The 26,709-nt window shown below is 34.1% G+C and carries 23 protein-coding genes; 7 read left to right on the forward strand and 16 right to left on the reverse strand.

Annotated features, from left to right (window positions below; all coding sequences use genetic code 11):
* Positions 1 to 37 precede the first annotated feature (37 nt).
* The 4 genes from SLH52_RS04430 to SLH52_RS04445 form a co-directional block, all read right to left on the reverse strand.
* The gene (locus SLH52_RS04430) at positions 38 to 292 is read right to left on the reverse strand and encodes a hypothetical protein (protein WP_320208087.1); all 255 of its coding nucleotides are present in this window, start codon (positions 290 to 292) and stop codon (positions 38 to 40) included.
* A gap of 455 nt (positions 293 to 747) precedes the next feature.
* Positions 748 to 1,746, reverse strand: a complete 999-nt coding sequence (locus SLH52_RS04435; RefSeq protein ID WP_320208422.1) for a hypothetical protein — start codon at positions 1,744 to 1,746, stop codon at positions 748 to 750.
* Positions 1,739 to 2,797 carry a CotS family spore coat protein gene (locus SLH52_RS04440; protein ID WP_320208088.1) on the reverse strand — a complete coding sequence of 353 codons (1,059 nt, stop codon included), beginning with the start codon at positions 2,795 to 2,797 and terminating at the stop codon, positions 1,739 to 1,741. The genes SLH52_RS04435 and SLH52_RS04440 overlap by 8 nt, the downstream gene beginning before the upstream one ends.
* Before the next feature lie 48 nt (positions 2,798 to 2,845).
* Positions 2,846 to 3,976 carry a glycosyltransferase family 4 protein gene (locus SLH52_RS04445; RefSeq protein ID WP_320208089.1) on the reverse strand — a complete coding sequence of 377 codons (1,131 nt, stop codon included), beginning with the start codon at positions 3,974 to 3,976 and terminating at the stop codon, positions 2,846 to 2,848.
* 240 nt (positions 3,977 to 4,216) lie between these two features.
* Here SLH52_RS04445 and SLH52_RS04450 point away from each other — a divergent pair, with 240 nt between their 5' ends.
* Positions 4,217 to 5,305, forward strand: a complete 1,089-nt coding sequence (locus SLH52_RS04450) for a CotS family spore coat protein (RefSeq protein WP_320208090.1) — start codon at positions 4,217 to 4,219, stop codon at positions 5,303 to 5,305.
* Positions 5,306 to 5,352: 47 nt separating this feature from the next.
* Here the strand turns inward: SLH52_RS04450 and SLH52_RS04455 are convergent, their stop codons facing one another.
* The 4 genes from SLH52_RS04455 to mgtE form a co-directional block, all read right to left on the reverse strand.
* Positions 5,353 to 5,808, reverse strand: a complete 456-nt coding sequence (locus SLH52_RS04455) for a CotO family spore coat protein (RefSeq protein WP_320208091.1) — start codon at positions 5,806 to 5,808, stop codon at positions 5,353 to 5,355.
* Between the two features lie 165 nt (positions 5,809 to 5,973).
* Positions 5,974 to 6,750, reverse strand: coding sequence for an enoyl-ACP reductase FabI (gene fabI, locus SLH52_RS04460; RefSeq protein WP_320208092.1), 777 nt, complete (start codon positions 6,748 to 6,750; stop codon positions 5,974 to 5,976).
* A 217-nt stretch (positions 6,751 to 6,967) separates the two neighbouring features.
* On the reverse strand, positions 6,968 to 8,821 hold the full coding sequence (locus SLH52_RS04465) for a monovalent cation:proton antiporter family protein (RefSeq protein WP_320208093.1): 1,854 nt from the start codon (positions 8,819 to 8,821) through the stop codon (positions 6,968 to 6,970).
* 17 nt (positions 8,822 to 8,838) lie between these two features.
* Positions 8,839 to 10,209, reverse strand: coding sequence for a magnesium transporter (gene mgtE / locus SLH52_RS04470; protein ID WP_320208094.1), 1,371 nt, complete (start codon positions 10,207 to 10,209; stop codon positions 8,839 to 8,841).
* 381 nt (positions 10,210 to 10,590) lie between these two features.
* On the opposite strand from mgtE, the gene SLH52_RS04475 reads away from it, so the two are divergent.
* Positions 10,591 to 11,745, forward strand: coding sequence for an FtsW/RodA/SpoVE family cell cycle protein (locus SLH52_RS04475; RefSeq protein WP_320208095.1), 1,155 nt, complete (start codon positions 10,591 to 10,593; stop codon positions 11,743 to 11,745).
* 688 nt (positions 11,746 to 12,433) lie between these two features.
* Positions 12,434 to 13,195 (forward strand): bis(5'-nucleosyl)-tetraphosphatase PrpE, encoded by a 762-nt coding sequence (gene prpE, locus SLH52_RS04480; RefSeq protein ID WP_320208096.1) that lies wholly within the window; start codon positions 12,434 to 12,436, stop codon positions 13,193 to 13,195.
* Positions 13,196 to 13,298: 103 nt separating this feature from the next.
* Here the strand turns inward: prpE and SLH52_RS04485 are convergent, their stop codons facing one another.
* The 4 genes from SLH52_RS04485 to SLH52_RS04500 all read right to left on the reverse strand — a co-directional run bounded on the left by SLH52_RS04485 (position 13,299) and on the right by SLH52_RS04500 (position 16,141).
* Positions 13,299 to 14,198 (reverse strand): RluA family pseudouridine synthase, encoded by a 900-nt coding sequence (locus SLH52_RS04485; protein WP_320208097.1) that lies wholly within the window; start codon positions 14,196 to 14,198, stop codon positions 13,299 to 13,301.
* A gap of 7 nt (positions 14,199 to 14,205) precedes the next feature.
* Positions 14,206 to 15,000 (reverse strand): NAD kinase, encoded by a 795-nt coding sequence (locus tag SLH52_RS04490; protein ID WP_320208098.1) that lies wholly within the window; start codon positions 14,998 to 15,000, stop codon positions 14,206 to 14,208.
* A gap of 31 nt (positions 15,001 to 15,031) precedes the next feature.
* Positions 15,032 to 15,667, reverse strand: a complete 636-nt coding sequence (locus SLH52_RS04495; RefSeq protein ID WP_320208099.1) for a GTP pyrophosphokinase family protein — start codon at positions 15,665 to 15,667, stop codon at positions 15,032 to 15,034.
* Between the two features lie 96 nt (positions 15,668 to 15,763).
* On the reverse strand, positions 15,764 to 16,141 hold the full coding sequence (locus SLH52_RS04500; RefSeq protein ID WP_320208100.1) for a hypothetical protein: 378 nt from the start codon (positions 16,139 to 16,141) through the stop codon (positions 15,764 to 15,766).
* 126 nt (positions 16,142 to 16,267) lie between these two features.
* On the opposite strand from SLH52_RS04500, the gene SLH52_RS04505 reads away from it, so the two are divergent.
* The 4 genes from SLH52_RS04505 to SLH52_RS04520 all read left to right on the forward strand — a co-directional run bounded on the left by SLH52_RS04505 (position 16,268) and on the right by SLH52_RS04520 (position 19,519).
* Positions 16,268 to 16,873, forward strand: a complete 606-nt coding sequence (locus tag SLH52_RS04505; protein ID WP_320208101.1) for a CYTH domain-containing protein — start codon at positions 16,268 to 16,270, stop codon at positions 16,871 to 16,873.
* Between the two features lie 384 nt (positions 16,874 to 17,257).
* A complete protein-coding gene (locus SLH52_RS04510) occupies positions 17,258 to 17,866 on the forward strand; it encodes a lytic transglycosylase domain-containing protein (protein WP_413785488.1) in 609 nt (202 codons plus the stop codon).
* A 367-nt stretch (positions 17,867 to 18,233) separates the two neighbouring features.
* On the forward strand, positions 18,234 to 18,647 hold the full coding sequence (locus SLH52_RS04515) for a globin (RefSeq protein WP_320208103.1): 414 nt from the start codon (positions 18,234 to 18,236) through the stop codon (positions 18,645 to 18,647).
* Between the two features lie 20 nt (positions 18,648 to 18,667).
* Entirely contained in the window at positions 18,668 to 19,519 is an 852-nt protein-coding gene (locus SLH52_RS04520; RefSeq protein ID WP_320208407.1) for a ClpXP adapter SpxH family protein, read from the forward strand.
* A 1,065-nt stretch (positions 19,520 to 20,584) separates the two neighbouring features.
* On the opposite strand, the gene pepF is transcribed toward SLH52_RS04520, so the two are convergent.
* From pepF to mecA, 4 genes are all read right to left on the reverse strand, one after another.
* A complete protein-coding gene (pepF, locus tag SLH52_RS04525; protein ID WP_320208104.1) occupies positions 20,585 to 22,402 on the reverse strand; it encodes an oligoendopeptidase F in 1,818 nt (605 codons plus the stop codon).
* Between the two features lie 54 nt (positions 22,403 to 22,456).
* Positions 22,457 to 23,647 carry a competence protein CoiA gene (locus tag SLH52_RS04530; protein WP_320208105.1) on the reverse strand — a complete coding sequence of 397 codons (1,191 nt, stop codon included), beginning with the start codon at positions 23,645 to 23,647 and terminating at the stop codon, positions 22,457 to 22,459.
* Between the two features lie 407 nt (positions 23,648 to 24,054).
* Positions 24,055 to 25,566 (reverse strand): cardiolipin synthase, encoded by a 1,512-nt coding sequence (gene cls, locus SLH52_RS04535; protein WP_320208106.1) that lies wholly within the window; start codon positions 25,564 to 25,566, stop codon positions 24,055 to 24,057.
* A gap of 164 nt (positions 25,567 to 25,730) precedes the next feature.
* On the reverse strand, positions 25,731 to 26,414 hold the full coding sequence (gene mecA / locus SLH52_RS04540; RefSeq protein ID WP_320208107.1) for an adaptor protein MecA: 684 nt from the start codon (positions 26,412 to 26,414) through the stop codon (positions 25,731 to 25,733).
* Between the last annotated feature and the right edge of the window lie 295 nt (positions 26,415 to 26,709).

Raw genomic sequence — 26,709 nt, forward strand, 5'->3', positions numbered from 1 at the left:
TAAAGATCTGACCTTACAGGTTGTAATTTACAGTTGTTTAATCTTCTTCGTCTTCTTCATCTTCTTCATCTTCTTCATCTTCTTCATCTTCTTCGTCTTCTTCGTCTTCACCTATGACATACTCATAGACATTACCATCTTCATATTCTAGTTCGATTTCTAGTTCTTCAAATGATAAGTTCTTAATTTCTTTCAATACAGCCTTCAAAGCCTCCTCAGGACTTACATTATGTGAAAGCTCAAACCCTTCTTCAAAATCGATATCTACTTTTACTGAAATGACTTCACCCAATTGTACTCCTCCTCACCCGAAATTCATTACGCTAACATGATATGCATCTAGCATTAAATTATTGACAAAATAATATTGAATTTTTGATGGGTAAATGATTTACTAGCCCATAGAGACTTTGTAGCTACTCCTACATATTTCGCACAGCTACACGTTTTTAAAGACTCTTTTCGTAACCTTTGTTGCTAATGTTATCAAATTAGTACCATAACAATGGTTTTATATTGGTTAGTCATTATAGTCCACACGAAAAGATGTCACAAACTCTGGTTGTGTACATGTTTATTTCATAATACGAAAACAACAATCAATGCTAAAACAGCCTATGATAAACGTCGCTATGAAGAAGCAAAGTGGGGATTTTATTTGTAAAAGGGTTTATGTCTTAGTATGAGTAACGAAGACATCCTAAAAATGAGAAAACTGCATCACCGTATCTTATAGCCGAAATAAGTTTAATCATTTCTTATATATATGGATGGTTTAGGTAAAGGGTCAGTTGAAGCAATCATTATTACCTTTTCTTCCTTAAGTATTTCTTGATCAAATTCGGCAGTATCGTTCGCTTTTATTTCTTTTGTTTTCTCTGAGTCTTCTTTCACATTGTCAACTTTATCCAAATCAATAACTTTATCTGATGACAAACTACTTAATTGCTCTGTTGCATCGTTAGTCTTATTTTGAGTATTATTCGTTTTTAACTCTGGTGATTTTTCTACATAGCGATCTTTACCATTTTCATCATTAAATAATTGTTGTAAACCTTTTTTTGATTGCTGTTTGCTGCTCTGGTTTTCATCATCCTCGATTTGTCCCTTCGTATCTTTATCAATTGGATGTGTTATTTCTTCAACAAGCTTTCCAGATGATCCTTCATCTTTCCCTTCCTTTAAATCATTGTTGTTACTTGTATTAAAAATAGGGTATTCACCGAATTCTTCTTCTAAAAGAATACGATATAACGCCTTCTTAGATCCCTTGCGCCTGTTCTTTCCTTTATCTTCATGGCTATGACTACTTTCTTCCATCACTTGGAAATTATCCGAATCCTTTTCATGACTATTGAACTCCTCATGCCCTTCTGTAATTGTATCTCCCTTAGCCGTGATCTCTTCTGTGTCGACACTTTCTTCCAAAGCAGTTATTTCATTACCGATTCCATCTAGTTGCTCGTTCTTTATACCTGATTCCACATCACTGTTTTCTTGGATTACCATATCATCTGTCACTGTATTTACTGTCGGGTATTCCTGCAGGATTACTCCTTCTAGTGAGGATAAATGATTTTTTACGGCTAATTCATTTAAGACAATTTGATCTATATTATCAAGAATTTGTTCATACTCTGAAATACTCCATCCCATCGGTCCGGGTGGTGAAAATGTAAATTTTGCTAAATCAAGTTTTGGGATCTTATTCGCTTTGTCAGACTGATTTTCAACCACATCATTCACCTCCGTTTCCTTCTGTTATACTATTAATTATTTCTCGGTACTGACGTAAAAATTGTTCTTTTGAATCTTCCACCGCAATAATATTTTGTAACGCCCAAATATATTTTTCATCACCCCAGGATCTTTTTTGGCTTAAATAGTATTTGTGTATAATAGAACAGAATAAATACGGAAATTCTAAGTCGACCCATAATACTTTATATTGATCTGGAGTTAACGGATTAACAGCTTCATATGAGCGTAGTAACTCAACAGCTAGATCAGTATCCCATACCGATAATTTTTTCATTAATTTATTTAACAGGATGCGTAAATCTCGTGATGGTAAATCATACGTAATCGAATGAAGCTCTCTCATAAATGGGGCTCCATCAATTTCTGTAAATCTAGCTAGTGTAAAATCCTGTTGACAGTAGCTCCTTTCCTCAATTGAATTCTTTGTCCATTGGTCGTACTGACCATTATCGAGAGCTCTTAATGCATTTTGTCCTCGTTCAAGCATTTTGTCCGCATACATTAAAAATAATTTAGAAAATTCGTCCTCAGGATAAGACTGTGCTAACTGCTTATTACCTGCTAATTCTTGCAATTTCCATCTGTATAATTTATGCCACTTGTCAAGTCTACTGCGTTTTTTACTTTCCGAGGCTGGAATATACCCTTTTGAAGAAATATGAAATTGTGCTGCAAAAGCAAATGTTTTCTTCATCTGATCCTTGTTGTAATAAATCATTTCATTTCCTACCACTTTATCGTATAACACATATGAAAAATTTTTTGCCCCGATACAAATTGCACCGTTTGTTGTTTTATGAATTGGTGTGATAGACAAGCCATTTTTATATAGATGATCATGTGCTCCAGCGATAAACAACATTCTTCTCGGTTTCATTTGTGCCTGTTTCAGTATTTTTATACCATCATTTGTCTTTACTTCCCAAGTTGTCCTTCCACTCCGACTTTCGATGAGATGAACATCTAATATATCAAATGGATAGAACTGTAACACTCGGTTCAAATAAGAGATGTCTTCAGTATGCTGTTGTTCCAAATACTTTCACCCTTTCAAAAGAGGATTCGTGTTACTTGGTGAATTAGCTCATGCTTGTTCATACACATGTAACAAATTCCCTGCTACTCTATTCCAGTTAAAGTCACGCTCAACGATTGAACGACCATATTTACCCATGCTCCTACGCGTATTTACGTCATTTAACAATAGGTTGATTTTCTTTGCATATTCAATAGGGTTTTCAAAATCATCAATGATATAACCATTCTTACCTTCCTCAATGACTTCTGGATTTCCACCACGCTTACTCGTGATAATTGGTAAACCAGCAGCCATCGCTTCATAATGTACACGCGCAAGCGGCTCTTGCCATTGTGAAGAACAGACAAACACATCTGACATCGCATATAACTCTGGAATATTCTTCGGTCGCACAAACTTAATAAACGTCACATGCTCTTTGTACATGGCACCAAAAGTATATAAATGACGTACATAATTGTTAACATTATCGTCTCCGAACCATTTGGACCCAATAAAAACCATCATGATATCTGGATGTTTGTCAATAATGTGCGGCAAAGCTTGAAGGAGTAGATGTGGACCTTTAACTTTACTTAAACGACCTACGAATAAGACAATTTTTCTACCTTGTAAATTTAATTCGTCACGAATTCGATTTCTCGTACTCTTACCATTTCCTGTCCATGCTGGATGATAGTGGTCTATATCTACTCCTGAATAAACAGTCGATGTTTTGTTTACTGCTTCTGGAAATCGAGATGTAATAGTTTTTCCAATAAAATTACTAACTGTAACGATTTTTGAAACATTTTGAATACAATCTAGTCCCTCTACGTCAGTCATTTTTTCATAATCAAACATTTCATTGTGCACACTTAAGACAAATTTAGTTTGGGGTGAAGCAGTAGCTAGAATTTTTATCCAATTTGGACGATTACATAAATGTATGACATCATAATTTTCAGCTTTAATATGAGCTTCGATTTGCTCAACATATTGATCTGCACTAAACCGAACATACTTCACACCATTTGTTTGTTCAAAATCAAGTAATTCAGGGTCTGTAATTGAAATAACTGTCACATCATGCTTTTGAGCAATAATTGACGCAACCGATTGTAGATATATTTGAATCGCTCCACCTCGTATAGCAGGTACAGGTAGTTTCTCTGTAGCGATTAAAGCTATTTTCATAATCAACCTCCATTCATTTACGCTTAGTAAAATTGAGATAAACTATCCTTATTTATTTATGATACGAGTTTGTAAGGACCGTTGTTCCTAATTACTTTTCATTTTTTAAAATGTAGGCACGTTACCTGATTACATTGAAAAAGGCTAGAACTAGGAAAATACCTATTTTTTTATGAAACTGAGAAAAATGTTGGCAACTTATGTTGGATAACCATACATTAATCATAGAAGGATTGGAGGATGGTGACTGGATTGATTGAGGATCAAATTATAGTTGATCAGTTTGAAGAAGAAGATAGTGAGTATGTATTAACACCAGAGGAAGAAGAAAAGCTGTTAAAACTTGCAGAAACAATTATGCCTTATTGGGATTTTTCAATAACTAACATTGAAGTTATCCAAGGAGGGCAAATGGCACTCGTATGGAAAATTCATACAACCGAGAAAGTTATTTGCTTAAAAAGAATACACCGCCCTGAGAAAAAAGCACTTTTTTCTATTTATGCACAACAATACTTAGCACAAAAAGGTATGAGGGTTCCAGGGATAATACCAAATAGGCATGGTGAACTCTATTCTAAACATGGACCATTTTTATTTGTTGTCTATGATTGGATTGAGGGCAGGCCATTTGAATTAACCGTAACTGAAGATGTCGAATTCATGATGAAAGGGCTTGCAGAATTTCATTTAGCATCGATAGGTTACTTACCACCACCAGGTGTTCCGGTATTTAAAAAGCTTGGCAGATGGCCAAATCATTATATTAAAAGGTGTCAACAGATGGAAACATGGAAACTAGTTGCGCAAAGATTTCCTGATGATCCTTTTTCACAAACTTATTTAGCTGAAATTGATTCATTTATTGATGAAGGACGTACTACATTGCAAAGACTATTGGAATCAGAATATCAAACATGGGTGCAAAGTATGGAGACTACACCTACTTTATGCCACCAGGATTATGGCACAGGTAATACATTGTTAGGATTAGATGAGCAGATTTGGGTAATTGACCTTGACACCGTATCGTATGATTTACCAATCCGGGATTTGCGCAAAATTGTCATACCACTGCTAGACACTAGTGGTGTTTGGTATGAAGAACAATTCGACATTATGATTAATGCTTACGAATCAATTTCTCCTCTTTCTTCAGCACAAAAACAAATTATGTTTATTGATATGTTGTTCCCTTATGAGTTATACGATGTGATCCGTGAACGATATGTACGTCAATCTCCTTTGTTGCCTGATGAATTAACAGGAGCGATGGAATATGAACGTATTAAATCCACCGCGTTAAATAAATTGATCGCTCAAATATAACAAAAGCTCTAAATGTCTACACGACAATTAGAGCTCCCACCATACAGCTACGACAACCCTAGCATCGTAATTAATTCAACTTCATCGATATTAATCGTAATTGTTTCACCAGTATCCATCAAATGCATTGAAATTTTTTCATCCGTTTGTTCAATAATCGTACCTTCAAACATATCATTGATCGTTTTGATTTTACATTTTACACGTGGTAGTTGTTTTGGTGGATTTGCTAAAAATTTCACTTTTTCTACTAGATCCATTTCTTTAAAGGGTTTAATTGAAGATTTCTTAGCATATTTTCTTTTTTCTATTACATTTTCAGTATGTTCTATTTTTTCAACACTATCTTTGTTATCGATTTTATTTATGGCATTTTCATTTATAGATTCACTATTATCCACCTTTGCTATAAATGTTTTTTGCATAGATGATTCAATTGTACTTAAGTTTGGTTGTATAATATACATAAATGGTGTATTTTTAATTTTTTGTTTTTCTTTCATGCTCTTTCACCCCTTAGTTCGATTTCCATCAATATATATTTATGCACTTCGTACAACAAATTACCTAAAAATTCATGAAAAAAACCTTCTTTTCATTTGAAAAGAAGGTTTTTAATACGATATATACTTTTGATTATCAATTTATAAACTATTTTTTATATTGATTTACCTTGCTAGGATGTGATATCCGGAATCTACGTGGATATTTTCACCAGTAATACCTCTTGAAAAGTCACTGAATAAAAACGTAGCTGTGTCACCAACCTCTTCTTGTGTTGTTGTCCGACGAAGAGGTGCACGTTCTTCAATTTCTTTTAGAATAGAGTTAAAATCGCTTACACCTTTTGCTGACAATGTTCGGATTGGTCCAGCGGAAATTGCATTAACACGTATACCATATTTCCCTAAGTCATTTGCTAAATATTTCACACTGGCTTCAAGTGATGCTTTTGCAACACCCATCACATTATAGTTTGAGACGACACGTTCTCCACCTAAATAAGTTAAAGTAATAATGCTTCCACCTTCTGTCATAAGGTCCTTTGCTTCTTTTGCAACAGCTGTTAAAGAGTATGAACTAATGTTATGTGATAATAAAAAGCCGTCCCGAGATGTATTAAGAAAATCTCCAGTTAGCTCTTCTTTATTTGCAAACGCTATACAGTGAGCAACCCCATGTATAGTACCAACTTCATCTTTTATCTTGCTGAAACAATTAGCAACCTCTTCATCGTTTGTAACATCGCAAGGTAAGACGAGTGTATCATTCCCTTCCAACGTGTCAGCAAGATCACGAACATTTTTCTCTAAACGCTCACCTGCAAATGTAAAAATAAGTCTTGCACCAGCATTATGAAGTGAACGAGCGATGCCCCATGCTATGCTACGTTTATTTGCAACGCCCATTACAACGTATGTACGTCCTTTTAAAGAAAAAGACATGTATATCCCTCCTGAATTATTACAAGTTATTAGTACCTAGTAATAAAAATAGTATAACATATTTTTAATCACATTCATAATATATTTGTTATAAGCAAAGGGTCAGCTTCGTATACCCTATGGTCTGTATCATTTATTGCATAAAGCATAATGGACACAGTATATAGAGTATAGATTCAGACCCTTTTTATATTAATCAATATTTGCCATAACTTTATTATTCACCAAATTCAAGTACTCTTCTTAACTCTTCAACATACTCTCGTGACCCTGTTACAATGAGCCTGTCTCCCATTTTCAGTTCAGTATCCCCATGCGGTACGATTGAATCTTTTCCTCTAAACATTCGAACGAAAATCACATCACCAGTAAATGGAAAATTACGCAGCATTAAACCATCGTATTTAAGATTATTCATATTGATTTGGTATAACGCAGTATCTTGATTAGTTAAGATATTCATAACACTTGGAGACTCAATTAATGCCTTTAATAAGGCTTTCGTCGATAAGAATACCGAGAAAACATCGACATTTCTTGCCTTTAGCTCCTCGTCTAAGTTCGGTGACTCTACCCTCGCAATTACACGATCCACACCATACTCTTTTGCAAAGATGGCTACTTCAGCATTTATTGTTTCTTCACCAGTTGTTGCTACAAAAATATCTACATCAAATACATCTAGATTCTTTAATGATTCAATAGAATAGTCAGATACTTCAACAATCTCAAACAATGAATCAGCAATTTTCTTCTCAATTTTCTCTTGTGTAACATGATACAAAGTTGACTCATATAAAGCTGGGTTTAATTCTCGTGTCACAGTTAGAGTATGTTGATTCGCTCCAATAAAGGCAACCTTTAATTTACGCATTTCTCCTTCTTGTACTGGGAAGATCTTTTTAAATGCAATTGGAGAAACAACACTTGTTATAACTGCTACTAAAATAAATGCATCTGACATTTGTTGACTAATAATTTCCATCCGAACACCAATTGTTCCTGCGGCAATTACTAAGGACAAAGTTGATGTTAGAAGAAAACCAGAAGCAAGAACTGTTTTTCGATCATACCAAATTCTTAATATGTAAATAGGGATTATTTTTGAGATAAACAAAGCTCCTAACAATAACGGAATAAACAATAACAATTTAGGATGTTCAAATAAGGACCATATGTCTAAATTTACCCCGACCATGACGAAAAAAATTGGTATTAAAAAGCCATAACCGAAAGAATCTAATTTATGGACTAGATCTGCATTTGGTGCTAAAAGGGAAACAAGTACCCCAGCTAAAAATGCTCCTAATATATTTTCTGCACCAATTGTTTCAGATAATGCCACTAAAACAATAATTAATGCAAATACCGCCCGGGTGCCAATCTGAATTGTTCCTTTAGACATAGTTTCAAGAAAAGATTGGTTACGGAAATATTTCCCTAATAAATAAAAGATAACCCCAACACCAAACAAGATCAGTAATAGCCATGTGCTACCCTGTCCAGTATCATAAATAGAGACAAAGACAGCTAATAAAATCATTGTCACTAAGTCTGCAATGACAGCTACTAACAGGATCGTTTGCCCGATTGACGATTTCATAATTTGAACGTCTTTGAGTGTAGGAACGACCACGCCTAGGGAGATTGTAGAAATAATTAATGTCATTAAAAATGCATTTTCAATGATACCAAACCAGACAAATATGTATGATAGAACTAAGGATATGCCAAAAACACCTACAAAAATAAGAAATCCAACAAGAAATGGATTTGGTGCATCTTTTCCACTGCTCAATTTTTCCTTCTTTTTACTCCCAGCAAATGCTGAGAAGTCAATTTCTAGACCACTTAAAAACATTAAAAAGATGAAGCCTAACATCGATAGCGTTTCTAACCACATGTCAGGATGTACGATATTAAACCCACTTTTTCCAATAATAAGACCCATCACAATTTCTGCAACGACCAACGGAATGAGATTCAATCGTAGTCTATGAAGTAAAATTGGAGTTAAAAATGCAATGATTATTACGATAACTAGTGAAGTAACAGAAGCATGTTGCTCCATATATTATTCCTGCCTTTCTAAAGTAAATAGCTCATAAATAGTGTTGCCATTCCAAAATAAATTAAAATACTTAATATGTCATTGATAGTAGTAATAAATGGACCAGATGCTACAGCTGGATCTATTTTTAACCTGTGCATAATTAAGGGTACTAATGCACCTGCAATCGTTGCTACAATTAAGGTCGCTAAAATTGACAGTCCGACGAGAATACCTAAAAATATATTATGTTGCCAAAAATATACGATTATTGTAACAAGTACTCCACACGTAACGCCAGTTATTAGTCCAGTTCCTGCTTCACGGATAAGTAATTTCCATTTATTCTCATGCTCATGCTCTCCTGTAGCAATACCTCTCACTGCAACCGCTAATGCCTGTGTTCCGGTATTACCTGCCATCCCTGCAATGAGCGGAATAAACATAGCCAAGATTGCCACTTGTTCAAGCGTTTTTTCAAATTTCCCGATGAGGTTAGCTGTCATCATTCCTAAAAAAAGTAAAATAATCAACCAAGGTAACCTTTTCCGTGCTGCAGTTAAGGGGTTTTTGTCAAAACTGTCTACGTCAGAAATAGCTGCTAATTTTGAATAATCTTCAGATGCTTCTTCATCCATTACGTCCATAATATCATCTACAGTGATAATCCCTAAAAGGTGATTTCTAAAGTCTACCACAGGTACTGCTAAAAAGTTATAGTCCTTCATTTTTCTAGCTACTTCTTCTTGATCTTCTGCTACAGAAACTGCTAGCACACGATCATACATCATATCTGCTATCATCGTTTCATCATGAGATATAATTAAATCCCTTAATGATATGACACCTACTAGTTGCTTCTCTTCATTGATCACATATACATAGTAGATCGTTTCTGCACGCGGTGCTTCTTTTTTCAAAATATGCATCGCTGAACGAACAGTTTGATTTGCATGAATAGCAATAAATTCAGTTGTCATAATACTACCAGCTGTAGATTCTTCGTAATGAAGTAATTCTTTAATTTCTCCAGCTGACTCGTCATCCATGATCGTTAAATAGCTAGCTGCCTGATCTTTATCTATTTCATTCAACACGTCAACAGCATCATCTGCATACATTTCCGCAAGCATATTAGCAGCAAAGCTTGGATTCATCTCAGATAATATCCGTTGATAATCTTCTTCTTCAATTTCAATGTTCTCGAAAATTGCAGCCATCTCTTTAGGTGATAAAAAACGATATAATAGCATTCTAACATTTTTGTCTAACTTCACGAAAAATTTGGCTTGATCATATGGATGTAAGTCAAAAAACTTTTCTCTAAAATATTCAATATTTTCTTCTAACAGTAACTGAATCAGTTCGTCAAAGTCTCTCAACGGGTCAAAGTTTTTATTATCACTCATTTTAGTTAACCCCCTCTCTATTCTAAAATCACAATCCCTTACATTTTTTAAATGTAAAATAAACCCACTTAATATCTAAATATAAAATCTTATCTATAGGAGGATGCTCAAGTTAACAAAAATTATGATAAACTAATTACACTGAATGTTGACAGTACTTTTTTGGCAATAGCATTAACTAATCTATATTGTTAGTATAAGGAAAACGGTGGCCCGTTTTATTATTAAACACGTGTTAATACATCCTTACGATAGCAATAAGACTCACTATTGTAACAGGAAAAATTTTTTATACACATTATACTAGCAAATGTATAGTAAAATGTCGCTAGTTATGTCAAAATATATCGAAGAGAGAATAACTAGAAGAAGGTTTATACAATGGAAAAAGAAAAGACTCAACCAAAGATAGATTATATGATTGTGTTATTAATGATACTGTTTGTAATATATAGCTGTATTGCTATTTATAGTGCTAATTCAGCATATGTGACAAAACAAATTGTTTGGTATGTGATTGGCTTAGTAGCTATTCTTGTGACGATGATTATTGATTTTGATCGCTTCAGACAAATTTCTTGGATTTTATATGGTCTTGGCATGCTTCTTCTGCTCGGCTTGGAAATTATTCCAGAAGGAGATTTTGTCAAAAATATAAATGGAGCAACAAGTTGGTATCAGTTTCCAGGTGGGCTTGGTAGCTTTCAGCCATCTGAGGTGATGAAAATCTTCCTCATCATTCTATTAAGTCAAATTGTGTTTCGCCACAATGAAAAATACCCTATTCGGACTTTCAAAGAAGACTTAATGCTATTTATGAAAATCATACTCATTTCGGGGCCACCTCTGCTACTTGTTATGATGCAACCCGATCTTGGTACTGCAATGGTATTATCCGCTATTATCGCATCTATTATCCTTGTATCTGGAATCAAGTGGCGCTATATTGCAGCATTGTTTTTTTCAGTAATCTTAGTAATAAGTGTTGTTGTTCTTATATACTTCCTAAACTTTGACTTTTTCGTCGAATATTTTTTAGGAGGAGATAGTAATTCATACACATTAGGCAGATTTTACGGATGGCTTGCTCCTTACGAATATCCTACCCAAGGGTTCCAGCTATTACAATCTTTATTGGCTATTGGATCTGGGGAGTTAATCGGACGAGGATATATGACTGAAGGTGTACGTATTCCTGAATCACATACAGACTTTATTTTTGCAATTATAGCAGAAGAATTCGGTTTCATTGGTGCTTGCTTGCTAATTTCTATTTTCTTCCTGCTTATCTATCGGATCATTCATACCGCTTTAGAAAGCAATGACCCATACGGCAGCTACCTTTGTACAGGAATTATAGGCATGATCACATTTCAAGTTTTCCAAAACATTGGTATGACAATAGGCCTTTTACCAATAACAGGTATTCCTCTTCCTTTTATTAGCTATGGTGGAAGCTCCTTGCTTACCTACATGATTGCTATAGGAATTGTACTAAATGTGCGTTCGAGAACAATCAAATTTATGTTTGATTAAGATACAGGTTTTTTATAAAGTTTGTTGCCATTATTAAACTATTTCAGCAACAAGAAGAGTTCTTTTTCGGTTACCTTCGTTTTTATGAGCATAAGCTGTCATACTAGCTGTATAGGTAACTACAATTAGTATAACAACTGGGGAAGACCGCCGTAACCAAGCATAATACTCCTTATTTATGAAGGTGTTAGTGAGAGTATTTGGAGTAGAGAGAAAAACACACAAAAGCGAAGCTCATTTGAAAAGAGCTTCGCTTTTTAGTTATAGGTAGTGAGTCATTCAAACATCTAATACTGAATGATTAACATCTCAATCGCAAGAAGATTCATTTAGCGTAGCACAAGTTATTTCTCAATTTATTGTCCAAAACTGTACTCTTACTGTCGCATTCGCACCCTTTATTGTCCAAACTAGCAACTTTTTCTGACGCACCCACAGTTATTTAGCTGATTCTAATTAATTTTTGCTAGACCTTCGTATATTCGTTGATGATGTAATTTTATATTACGATCTGTTTGGAATAGTGGAATGCAATGTAGTTTATCATAAAGGAAGAAAAGTTCTATGATGTTTTCCTGCACACCTCGAAGTTAACTCGTTTATAGTTGACATTTATCTGAAGGGAAAATCATATTTGAAGAGATGGAGAATTAATAGTCTAAATGCAAATTATTAAGGAGAATACATAATGGACATTGACGTCATTGGAGATATACATGGGTGCTATAACGAATTCAAGCTGTTAACAGAAGAACTTGGTTATATATGGTCAACTGGGGTACCATTACATCCTAATAATCGTTGCATAGCATTTGTTGGTGACATTACAGACCGAGGACCACATTCCATACGTATGATTAACATCGTTTATTCTTTAGTAAAAAATCATCATTCATTTTATGTTCCAGGTAATCATTGTAATAAACTGTATCGTTTCTTTTTAGGAAATAAAGTTCAAGTAACCCATGGTTTAGAAACGACGGTCGCTGAATATAATCAGCTAAATGTTTATGAACAGCAAGAAATTAAATCTAAATTTATTGACCTTTACGAGAATGCACCACTATATTATCAAATAAATAATAACAAACTGATCGTTGCACATGCGGGTATCCGTGCTGATTATATTGGAAGGAACGACAAGCAAGTCAAGACTTTTGTACTGTATGGAGATATAACGGGAAAGTTTAATGACGATGGGACACCAATTAGAAGAGATTGGGCTCAAAACTACAAGGGAGATAGCTGGATTGTATATGGTCATACACCTGTCAAACAACCTAGAATCATTAATAAAACGATAAATATAGATACAGGTGCTGTATTTGGAGGGAGCTTAACAGCCTTTCGCTACCCTGAGATTGAAACTGTCGCTGTACAGTCAACTATGCCATATATTGCTGAGAAATTTAGAACGTTTGATGAGGATGAGCAAAAAAATAGTAACTGAATAATACTGTTATATAAGTTACATTTAGTTATACCTCAAAATAGTTCTTCAATCAGGTGAAGATTTAACTTCACCTGATTGCCCATTAAGGTAATGTACTCTCCTATTTATCAAATTCAGTAGTAAGCGAATGCATATCATCAGGTATATTTTTTTGAAAGACTAACTCCTCATGTGTAACCGGATGACAAAATGTTAACTTGTGACAATGCAGAGCTTGTCGTTTAATATGTTTTTCTGTCCCACCATATAGAGTATCCCCCTCTAATGGATGACCTATATGCGACATATGAACCCGAATTTGATGCGTCCGTCCTGTTTCTAAACGTAATTGTACCAATGAATAAGTAGGATATCTTCTTATTACTTGAAAATGAGTAGTTGCCTTCTGCCCATCATCTCTTACTTCCCTTTCAATGATACTATTACTTTTCCTTCCGATAGGTGAAGTAATCGTTCCACTATTTAATGTCACCAACCCGTTTACTATAGCATAGTAAACTCGTTTAATTTGTCCTAACTGTTGTTGTTGTGACAGCAAGTGATGTATATGACGATGCTTCGCTACCAAAACCAATCCAGATGTATCACGATCAAGTCTAGTGACAATGTGAACTGTAATTTGTAAGCCCTTCTCTTTATAATAGTTCATTAAACCATTTGCTAGTGATCTTTCAGGATGTTGACGTGAAGGAATTGTCGGCAAATTAGGTCGTTTGTTGATAATTAACAGATACTCATCCTCATAAATAATTTGTAAAGGGATATTTTCCGCAACTATACCTTTCCCAATTGGTTCTATTGGGAATACAACTATTACTTGATCACCTTGTTTTAGCCTGTAACGCACATTCTCAGACTTTCCATTAACAATAATATCTCCACCTGCAAACTTGATATCAGTGAGTGAAGCTTTTGAAATATGTTGCTGCTTCAAAAAATCACGAATGAGCTTATTGTGATCCTTATCAGAAATTATCCATTGTAATTTAAAGTTTTTCAAAATGTAGTCATTCCTTAACAAATGAATCACGCACACGTTTCCAAAATGGAAACGGTCGAAAGCGAGCAAACCTTATTTTCTCATGAGCAACCCGATATTGTATAGATTTAACCTCTTTATGAAGTAGTGTTAAATGATCTATAGTGATTTGAAAATCCACATCATTTACGGGTTTAAACAAGCATGTATGGTGCCCTGGCAATACTAAAGGTGAGCCAATCGTACGAAACACTCTATTGTTAATAGAAGCCATCTCAGCTACTTGTATAGCCTCTAATGATGGATGTAAAATAGCACCACCTAGTGCTTTATTATATGCTGTACTACCTGACGGCGTTGAAACACATAACCCATCACCTCTAAATGTCTCGAAATGCTGACCTTTTATTTCCACGTCCATAACCAGAGACCCCTCAACACTTTTTACAGTACATTCATTTAGGGCTAAATATCTTTGTTCCTTAGCTCCATCTAAGTAACGAATAATTACTTCTAATATTGGGTACTCAATTACTTGATAAGGTGTTTTTGCAATAGCTATAACAAGCTTTTCAATTTCATCTGGAACCCAATCCGCATAAAAACCTAAGTGACCTGTATGAACACCGACAAATGCAGTTTTATCGAGTCTGCTTTTATAACGGTGGAAAGCATACAATAACGTACCATCTCCTCCTACAGAAACGACTATATCTGGTCGATCCTCATCATATACTAGATCAAAATCTAATAAGTATGTTTTCATTTTATGCATTAATGTATTTGATGTAGTGTCACCTTTTGAAGTTACAGCAAATTTCATTATCAACATCCCTTTTCAAGTAATCAAATGACTAATCTGAATCATGTACTTCCTTTTTCTTAGTAAAGAATGCTTGTGCCTCTTGAATTTCTTCACGGATTAAGGACATTTCCTCATCTAATCGATATGCTGCTTCAGCAGCACTCTTTAAGCGAAGCTGGATGTCCTCTGGAAATTGACCACGATATTTATAATTGAGTGAATGCTCTATTGTAGCCCAGAAATTCATCGCTAAAGTTCGTATTTGTATTTCAATAAGAATTTGTTTTTCACCTTTTATCGTTTGCACAGGATATCGAATAACTACATGGAGTGAGCGGTATCCACTCTCTTTATTTTTATTAATATAGTCTCTCTTTTCAATAATCTCAAAATCATTGCGGTTTTGTAACATTTCTACAACTATTTTAATATCATCAACAAATTGACACATAATTCTTAATCCAGCGATATCTTGCATTTCCTCACTTAAGTTACTGAGAGGAATATTTTTTTTTGCAGCTTTATCCAATATACTCGCAATTGGCTTTACACGCCCTGTTACAAATTCAACAGCTGAATGCTCAGAATGCATAACAAACCGCGAGCGCATTCCTTTAAGTTTTACTTTTAACTCCTCAACTGCTTGACGATATGGAGCTAAAAACACGTCCCAATGTTCACCCATATAAAACACCACCATCTACTCTTACGCTGAAAGATTTAGCTCTTTATTTATATGTAACAGTATAATAAGCCTTTGAGGATTAACTATGTATTCTAATCAGTTTGTTAAAAAAATTTCCTCCACTTTACTAACCATTTCGTCACCATAGTTTGTATTTCCTTTAATATTATTAATTAAGTACTCTAACTCTTCTTTCATATTTTCAAGTTGAAGACGTTGATCCCCCACCTGTAAAACAGCTTGGTAATTATGTAAGAGAAGCTGCTTTAACCCTTTCCAACAATCAAGTGGGATCTTTATATATACATACTCTTCATCGCATTCAATGATATAAATAAAAGCAGTCTGATCTGAATCAACAAGCATTTGCTTCGTATCTTTCCCTTTTGTAATATTAATACTTGTATCATTTGAGCATAGTTGTATTAATTGCTCATTTATTTCGTATCTAGCTATCGTAATTATTTTTCGCATGATGCTCTCCTTCTATAGTGAATGTTGGTTTTATTTTATCACACTCTTGTATATGAAGATAATAATTGCGATTGTCGAAAATTAAAGAGATAATGTAATGATACAAGTAGAAGGGACGTATTTAAAGTGACTCAAGAAATTGAAATTGAATTTAAAAATATATTGACGAAAAATGAATTTAACAACATGCTAAATGCTTTTTCAATAAACAACACACATTTCAAATCCCAGGTAAACTATTACTTCGATACAAATGATTTTGCGCTTAAAATTAAAGCTTCTGCATTGAGAATCCGTTTAAAAGAAAACCAATATATGCTAACATTAAAACAGCCAGCCAAAATCGGCTTACTTGAGACACACCAACCGCTTACAGATGAACAAGCTCAACGAGTGCTTCACAACGATTTTTCCATACAAGGAGAGGTTCTTCAGCAATTAAAAAAACTTCATGTTCCAATTCACGAAATAAAGTATTTTGGTTCACTTTCTACAAATAGAGCCGAAATAATATATGAAGGTGGAACACTAGTTTTTGACCATAGTCATTATTTATCAAAGGATGATTACGAAATTGAATATGAAGTAGGAAATTACGAAACTGGATTTGCTACATTTCAAAAATTGTTAAGTAAATTTCAAATTCCTGTACGTAAAACAGAAAATAAAATTCAAAGATTTTATAATTATAAAGTCAAGAAAGAAGATAAGAAGAATGTAGAAGAAAGTTGACAATGGAAATGTTCATTTCATAAATACATAAGGTTGTTATCGAATGAATTGTTGCTTATCTTATTAAGAGTTCACTGTGAATATAACTAACATTCCAGGGCACCTTTTCTGCTATAGAGACTATAACAGTTATTTAATGACACCACCTACTCAACTAAGCGACAAAGTTTACGAAAAAGACCCAGACATAAAAAAGAAAAGCAAAATGAACGCAATGATTCCATAGACATATCAACTAACTATTGCCACCTGATAGTTAATCATTCTATTCTCTTAGTTTGACAGATTGTATTTAACGTTAAAAAAGACGAGCAGTATGTTCACTTTAATAAAGTGAACAACGAATTAAAACCTCCTCGTTTATTAGAAAGGTAGGTGAATAAATTGAGTATTGATCGTTTAAAAGTTATGATGGAGCTTCAGGCATTGAAAAACCTTCAAGTAAGCTCACCACAAACATCATTAAATGAGTCTTTATTTGAAGAGCTATTAAATGAATATTTAGTGGATTCGAGTGCTCCAACAGATGTTTCAGTCCAAAATAGTCAATTAACAGCACAAGCATATGCTCAACAACAGCTAAACGGAAGTATTGAAAATGACACTAGTACTCCAAGAACATATGATGAGATCGTAAATAATGCTGCACAAAAATATAATCTTGATCCAAAGTTAATTTTGGCAGTGATAAAGCAAGAATCCAACTTTAACCCAAATGCAGTGAGTCAAGCAGGAGCAACTGGTTTAATGCAATTAATGCCTACCACAGCTAAGGCGCTAGGTGTCACAAATTTATATGATCCAAAAGAGAATATTGAAGCTGGGACGAAATATTTACGGGATATGTTTAATAGATACGAGAACGATGTTGAATTGGCTTTAGCTGCTTATAATGCTGGTCCGGGAAATGTAGATAAGTTTGAAGGTATCCCACCATTTAAAGAAACTCAAAACTATGTTAAAAAAGTAACTAATACATATCACTCATTATAAAATTAAAGTGTTTTTTTCTATTATTCATACCTAGAAACCTTGATAGTACCTCCTTTAATCAGGATGGTATTTTTTTGTGTACGATTTTCAGTACTCTTTATTTGAGATAACTGTTATAGATTGCTAAAATAAACATACATTTACTAAGTTTTATATAAGCGTAAAGTCCTTAGTCCGCCAAAAGTACTATAGGGAATAAGAGACGTCATTGGATAATAAAAAATAAAGATGCTTAACCCTTACAAATGTTGTAGTGCCTTTTCGACTTATGATGAAAATCTTTTTGTCTTCAGTCGAAAAGGTGTAACAATTAGAGAGGTTAGAACTTAGAAATAATCTATTCTACAATAAAAAAGGAGTAGTCAACATGACCGATAAGATGTTAACACCATTTGTCGCAATAGGTGGCGAACAATTCATTGATAAGCTAGTAGATGAGTTCTATCTCCGAGTGAAGCAACATGCTGAGTTGGCTCCTATCTTTCCAAACGACTTAACCGAAACTGCACGTAAACAAAAACAGTTTTTAACACAATATTTAGGTGGACCAAACCATTATACGACTGAGCATGGTCACCCGATGCTACGTGCACGACATATGCCATTTGAAATTACACCAACAAGAGCAAGCGCATGGTTACAATGCATGAGAGAAGCAATGGATGCAGTAAACCTTAACGGTCCTGTACGTGAAGAGTTTTATAACAGATTAGTATTAACTGCCCAACATATGGTTAACACACCTGATCAAGGAACAGAGACGAAAGGGGTTTCATTTTGAAAAAGCAACAATCAAATAATATGCAAAACCATACCTTAAGCTCTCATACACCACAAAGAAAACCATTAGAAATATACATGTTTGTTGATCCGCTTTGTTCTGATTGTTGGGGTCTTGAACCAATCGTAAAAAAATTAATAATTGAATATGGCCGTTTTTTCTCATTGCGTCATATAGTTAGTGGAAAATTAGAAACTTTACAACTTAGAAGAAAGAAAAGTCATGAAAATATGGCTATGGTTTGGGAAAGGGCAGCAAGCAGAAGTGGTATGTCATGCGACGGAACAATATGGATGGAAGATCCGATTTCAACACCTTATGCAGTCTCAGTTGCGATTAAGGCAGCAGAGCTTCAAGGTCGAAAATCAGGGAATCGATTTCTAAGAAAAGTACAAGAAGTGCTATTTTTAGAAAAGCAAAACATTTCTAACGAAGAAGTTTTAATTGAATGTGCAAAAGATGTAGGACTTGATGTTGACGAATTTATTAAAGATATTCACTCACCAAGTGCTGCAAGAGCACTACAATGTGACTTGAAAATCACTTCGGAAATGGATGTACAGGAAATACCTACACTCATCCTATTTAATGAACATGTGGAAGATGAAGGGTTAAAAATATCTGGGTGCTATTCTTATGATGTTTATGTGCAGGTCATTCAAGATATGCTCGGTAGAAAAGTGCAAGCAGACCCTGTTCCTCCACTTGAAGTGTTTTTACAACATTTTAGGTTTGTAGCAACAAAAGAAATATCTGTTGTCTACGATATGTCTTGTAATGACGTAGAACGAGAGATGAAAAAACTCGCATTGCAAAAAAAGGTTGAAAGAGTCCCTGTAAAATACGGGACGTTCTGGAGATATATCCAGTAGCTTAATCATTTTGTAACAGGGCTCTTCTCGTAAACTTTGTTGCTATTATATTTTTCCTAATGTAGATAATGAAGGTGTCCATTTGCGTAGCACTCAGCGTATAGCAGAATTGATGCCACGAACGCTTGAGGTATACGTGCTTAAACCTTAGAACGAAAAGCAATTAATGTTTGCGAAAATAGCCTAGTAGAAAGAGTCTGACCATTCATGTGTAAGACTCTTTTTCTTTTATCCTCATTAAGGAATTTACATTTGTTTCCCTTCCAACATATATTGATAATGGTAAGTAAATAGAATGACGATTAGCTTGCAGTTTGTATAGATTATTTTTTGCCTATTTATTGTCCAAGCCATGAACCGAACATATTTACACACGTTGTTCTCGTACTTTGACACCTAGTTAACAAAATATTAGCAACGCAAATTTTTGTGAAACGCTTTTCACATATTGGTGTTTTTTACTGAGATACTAACCGACACAACAAGTATTCTTAGCATTTTTCTTACAATAATAGTAGTGAGGTTTACGAAGATAGACAAATAAAAAAAGCTTAGTAATCATAAACTAAGCTTTTTTCATGTATGTCTAAAGACAACAAAGGGGATGGGAGAAATTTTCACGGTCAAACAAGGGGTATTGTTTGTTTGTGATTAACTTCACAAGTATAATATAACAGATGAATGAAACAATAGCAACAACTCTGCTCACTCTTTCACAATTTTGTCATACATTGCACTTACTCATCATACAATGTACATTATAACACTCGTACCACATTCCAAATATCATAATATTAACGGAAAGAAGGTTGATGGTATGAAACTTGTCGTTGTACTATTTAGTATTTTTTTTATAGTTGCTTTAGCTATACAAATACTTGGGTTAATGCAAATTATTCCAATCTATATTAGCTCTCCTTTACTTTTTATAACTATCTTAAGTTTCATTATATATCTTAACGATCGTAATCGCTTTCGTGGTGTTTAATTAACTAAGTGCCACTCTTTTATTCATCACTTGTCTGAACAATAAAAAGGAATGGGGATTCCCATTCCTTTTTCGAGTTATTTTGTTAATAACTGTTCCATTTCATTTAACTTCTCTTCAAAAACTTGACAAGCTTCTTTAACTGGAGTTGATGAAGTCATATCAACTCCAGCTTTTTTCAATACTTCAATTGGATAATCTGAACTACCCGCTTTCAAAAAGTCCATATATCTATTCACAGCTGGCTGACCTTCGTCAAGGATTTGTTTACTCAAGGCAGTAGCAGCACTGAATCCAGTAGCGTATTGGAATACATAGTAATTGTAATAGAAATGAGGGATTCTTGACCATTCAAGACCGATTTCTTCATCGATGACAAGATCATTTCCAAAATATTTTTTATTTAAATCATAATAAGTCGTTGTTAATAATTCGGCTGTTAATGCTTCACCTGCTTGCGCTTTTTGATGAATAAGGTGTTCATATTCAGCAAACATCGTCTGACGGAATACCGTACCACGGAAGCCTTCTAAATAGTGATTTAATAAATACAGACGTTTTTGTTCATCATCTATTGTTTTTAATAAATAGTCATTAAGTAGCGCTTCATTACAAGTTGATGCTACTTCAGCTACAAAAATTGAGTAATTTCCATACGGGTATGGCTGGAATTTTCGAGTGTAGTAGCTATGAGCAGAGTGACCAAATTCATGTGCAAGTGTAAATAAGTTATTAACATTATCTTGCCAGTTCATTAGAATATATGGGTTTGTACCATATGTCCCTGATGAATATGCCCCACTTCGTTTGCCTTTAGTTTCATGAACATCTACCCATCGATTATCTAGCCCTTCTTTAATCACTGCTAAGTAATCCTCACCTAATGGAGTAAGACCTTTCATTAAATAATCCTTAGCTTCCTTGTAGGTTACCTCCATTTTTACATCTTTTACAAGTGGTGTATATAAATCATACATATGAAGTTGATCAACACCTAACAGCTTTTTACGTAAAGAAATGTATCTATGCAATAAAGGAAGGTGATCATTTACTGTATCCACTAAATTATCGTAAACTGATTCAGGTATATTATTAGTACTTAATGCTGCATGACGAGCTGACTCATAATTTCTCACTCGTGCATTAAAATTATCCTTCTTCACTGCTCCACTTAATGTACTAGCAAATGTGTTTTTATATTTACCATATGTATCATAAACAGCTTTAAATGCATTTTCTCTAACTTGACGATCTTCACTCTCTAGGAAGCGTATATAACGTCCATGTGTTACTTCAACCTCATCCCCATTCTCATCTTTTATAGTTGGGAATGTAAGGTCGGCATTGTTAAGCATCCCAAAAGTATTACTAGAAGATGCCATCACTTCAGATGCTTCGGCTAACAAAGCTTCTTCACTTGAAGACAGCACATGTGGTCGTTGACGAGTAATATCATCCAATGCCTTCTTATATAACCTTAATTCTTCTTTATTATCTAAAAACTCTTTAAGCTGACTCTCTTCCATGGCAAGAATTTCTGGAACTACAAATGATAAAGCACTTGAAGCTTGTGTGTACAGATTTTTTGCTCTGTCATCTAAGCCTTGATAGAAAGAGTTCGTTGTATCTTGATCATAACGCATATGTGCATAAGCATAAAGCTTACCAAGTCGCATCGTTATTTCATCTTGTAGTTGTAATAAATCATATAAAACTTCTGCAGAATCTGCTAGTTTCCCATTATATTTTTGGACATTTGGAATAAGTGCCTTCACTGCATTAAATTCATTTTCCCACACTTCATCAGATGCAAAAATATCTTCTAATTTCCATGTATCTTCAATACTAATCTCATCTCTTGTAGGTATTTTCTTCACTGCTGCCTGTTCGGACATCATATAGCCTCCTTAAATTCACATTTCTAAAATGTTTGAACAATTCATACATAACTATTTATTATTATATGATAGTAACTTATTCATTATATCATAATCCAATAAAACTGCATCTTCAGAAGATTTAGGTAGTGTAAATTCTTTTTTTATTTTGAACCCTTTATGTTTAATTTTTTTTATCACTTGTAATTTCTCTAATAAAAGCAAATATTCTCTAATACCATTGGCATATTGTGAGTTTGTCACTAAAGGTAATGTTCTAATCGATATTTTATTATTAGTGATTCGTAGGTTCACACTATTAAGTATGTCATTGAATGTGAAAATTCCCCCATTACTTTTCGTAATAATATCAACATATATATAAGCTTGCCAAACAATTGGGGGTGTCTTAAACCAATAGGAATAATTAGTCGGTATACCAACTTCCGCAGGAATTAGACTCGGTGGAATTTTTTTTTCATATAATTCATAAAGTAGTTTTTCAAGTTCATTTGAAGGATAAACCGTACAATACATACGCCAATACTTCTTTTTATAAGCCCAATTTTCATAAAGCGTTTTCCCAAGAAAACCTCTTGATTTAAACAGCTGATAAAATGTACTTGAATGAAGTGGAAGAGAAATTATACCGGAGAGGACTTCAGTTGAAGAGAAGAAAAGTGGATTTTCGTTAAGATAAAACTGCCGTTTATACGGACAAAAGTATATGATCTTGCCGTAACGGGCATATAGATCTTCAATAAATAATGATTGAAACTGAGATACCTTCATGCACCGAGAAGTTATTTTCATAAAGCTAGCTGCTAATATCCAAACTGGAATAATACCATATTTTTTATAAGCCGCTGTTCGTTTGGCAAAAAGTTCAGCACTAATCGTAGAACATTGAAACTCAATTGCATAAACATGATGATTGTCTCTAATAATTAAATCAGGTCGCTGTTTTATGTTGCTTATATAATGCTCTAGCTTGATTGAAAATGGTTGTTTTTTTAACCACTCATATATCTCACGTTTCCCTTCCATATGATACTGAGATTCAGGCTCAATCGAAAATCTACACTTCTCCTTCGTTTGATGTGCAAAGTGAAATATTCTTTTCGTTCCAAGCTTAAGGTACATCATTTGGCCACAAGATGGACAATAAAAGCTTTCGTCTCTTTTTAAAATTTCAAGCTCCTTCCTCGTCCAGTTTTCAACTAAGGATACATGTTGATTATTACTTAATTTTGCTACTAACACATTGTCACCACCCTTTCTATTTGTCATTCAACTAAAATAGCAAAATCCCTCTAAACTATTTACAAAAACTGTGGTGCTAATATTTAATTGAATTTGCTATCACTTATTGTAGGCAATTGTCAGCGATTAAAACAGGAATTGTTACTTGATCGCAAATTATAAGCTATTTTACCGTAACTTTTGTATCGGTATATATCATAATCGCCTAATATATTAGGCTGCCATCGTATTAATTGTTGCTTTTCATACTAAGAGCTAAACATGCTTAATTAACGGTCATAGCATTTTATCTTATCAAAAAAACCAGTTGCTCAAATACAAGTTAAAAAGCAATAAAGCTTACGAAAAGAGCCAAAATAAAAAAGGGTCTAAACGGCAAAGTTTGACCCTCAATAAAGATATCCTCGTTATAATAGTGGAGACAACAATCGTGCAGTTGACTCATATAAACGAACCCAAATTGGTCTCGTGCTAAATTGCTCCTCGGTAATAATATCAGAATGAGCGATGTCATGAATAAAATCATTTACTAATGCTCGAATGCTATTTGTTCGATATAAAAATGCGTTCACTTCAAAATTCAAATGAAAACTTCTCATATCCATATTTGATGTTCCAATTGAGGCAATTTCATCATCGACAATTAGAATCTTACTATGCATAAAGCCTTTTTTGTATTCATATATTTTCGCCCCAGCTTCTAACAGCTCAGGAAAATACGAACGGGAAGCATAAAATACAATCTTTTTATCAGGACGTTTAGGCATCAATATTCTTACATCAATTCCGCTTAAAGCAGCAACTTTTAACGCAGTGAAAATATCTTCATCAGGAATAAAGTACGGAGTTGCAATCCAAACAGATTTTTCTGCAGATATGATCATAGAAAAAAAGAGCTGCTTTATAATTTCCCATTCATTATCTGGTCCACCAGCAATTAATTGAACGCCACCCAAGTTCTCTTTATCAATTAACTGTGGAGACAAATAGCTTGGAGTTAGCAACTTTTGACCAGTCATATAGTACCAATCCTGTAAAAAAATCAATTGTAGAGTCCGCACTGATTCACCTTGAACAGCTAAGTGTGTATCTCTCCAAAAACCAAAATAAGAATCTTTTCCTAAATATTCATCACCAATATTTAGACCACCTACGAAACCAATAGTTCCATCAATCACTACTATTTTTCGATGATTACGGAAGTTAATTTTGTGGTTTAGAATTGGTAATTTAACTGGAAAAAAAGGAATCATATCCACCCCAGCTTTTCTCAATTCTTCAATATAGCTTCTTGAAAGTTTCCAGCAGCCAACTGCATCATATAAAAAACGGACTTGAACTCCATTCTGTGCTCGCTCAATCAAAATATCTTTGATTTGCTGCCCAATGTCATCATGCCGTACGATGTAATATTCAAGGTGTATATGATGTGTTGCCCCTCTTAACGCCTCTAAAATATGAGAGAATGTTTCCTCACCATTTGTAAGCACTTTCGTTTCTGTTGAAAAAGATATTGGGCTTTTCCCTAAATTCTGTGCAAGGCGGAAAAGAAGCTGTTGATGCTCTCCCATATGAGTAATTTTTTCATCACTCCAATATGGTCCTCCTTCAATTTTTAAATATGTCTGTTCATCCAATAACGCTTTTTTAGCGAATAACTTACGCTTGCGAAAATTACGACCAAATATTATGTAAAAAATAAAACCTAACAACGGAACACTACCTAAAATGATAAGCCATGTTAATGTTGCTGTTGGATTTCTATTTTCTAAGAAAATAACAAAACCAATGAAAATAACTGATAAACTAATAATTAAACTAGCCGCTCCTAGAATCCACCCTTCCCAATATTGTTTTGTAACATAAAATAGGGTAGCTATAATAAGTGAAAATACTAAAACCTGTAATGTTTTTTTCATTCCCCACACCGCCTCATACTACAGTTCTTCAATCTTAAGTTAGCAAAATTAATTAAAATTTGCCCACACTAACGTGGGCAAAAGTCCAATTGCATTACTGCATTTAATAACACTTACAAGTATTTTAATAAAGCCGATTTCACTATTTCAGAAATCGGCTTCTATTATCTTGATGGGAAATGATTAGCTATAACCGCCAGTGCATCTTCTTTAATGATTTCGTTTCCGTACTCTTCTAATCGATGAATTGTAACTGTTGTTTCTTGCCCATACTCTAACAACAAGCTTATAATAGCGTCCAATTCATCCCCTATCATGTTTTCTTCATTAAATTCAACATATAAATAATAATGTCCTTCGAATGAAAATAATCGATTCTTGAATGGTGATGCATCTATTCGATGTGACAATGCGATAATATGTTCAAAATCATCAAACCTAAGTAAAAATTCGAGTTGTTCATCGTCTACTTGGTTAACATTTTGATTATAATCATCCTTAGCTGGGCTAAATTGTTGATCAAGTAACTCTTCTATTTTCTCATCAACAGGTAATTCCTTTATTCGATCTTCAGATAAAGGAATCTCATACCGATTCCCATCCTTAGAAAGTTGAGCTTTTGTTACGAGTACCTCAAGCCCTTTATCCAATGCTTGGACTTGTATCCATAACGGACCTTCCACCACAAAGTCTTCTTCTTGGTGAATTTCATCCATCATTTCCCAAAAAAGTTCTTCACTTCTTTCACGATTATACCATATTTCATCACGGTCAAATCCTCTTTCTTCAATATCTAAATATGAAATATAAAATTTTACAGTATTCTCATTTATTCGTTCAATTTCCATATAATTAACTCCCTTCCATAGGATGTTTTTGAAGGGACTTATTTACCCCCGTGATACACTTTTTCACGATTATAATCATTCTTGTACTTTTATTTTATGACAAATGCAAAAGGAATGGAAATAAAAAATAGCGATTATTTAAAAACCATCTACTGCCCAATAAGAGCGGACAAAAAGCCTACATAAACTTAATTAGTCCCCATATTATGGACTCGTAGCTAGTTTATCAACATAGCAGTGTATCGTACTTATTCTTTCGATCGAATCTTCTAGAGCGAGATCTTTTATAACACGT

It is taken from the genome of Cytobacillus sp. IB215665 (assembly GCF_033963835.1).
In the GTDB taxonomy this organism is placed as follows: domain Bacteria; phylum Bacillota; class Bacilli; order Bacillales; family SM2101; genus Nanhaiella.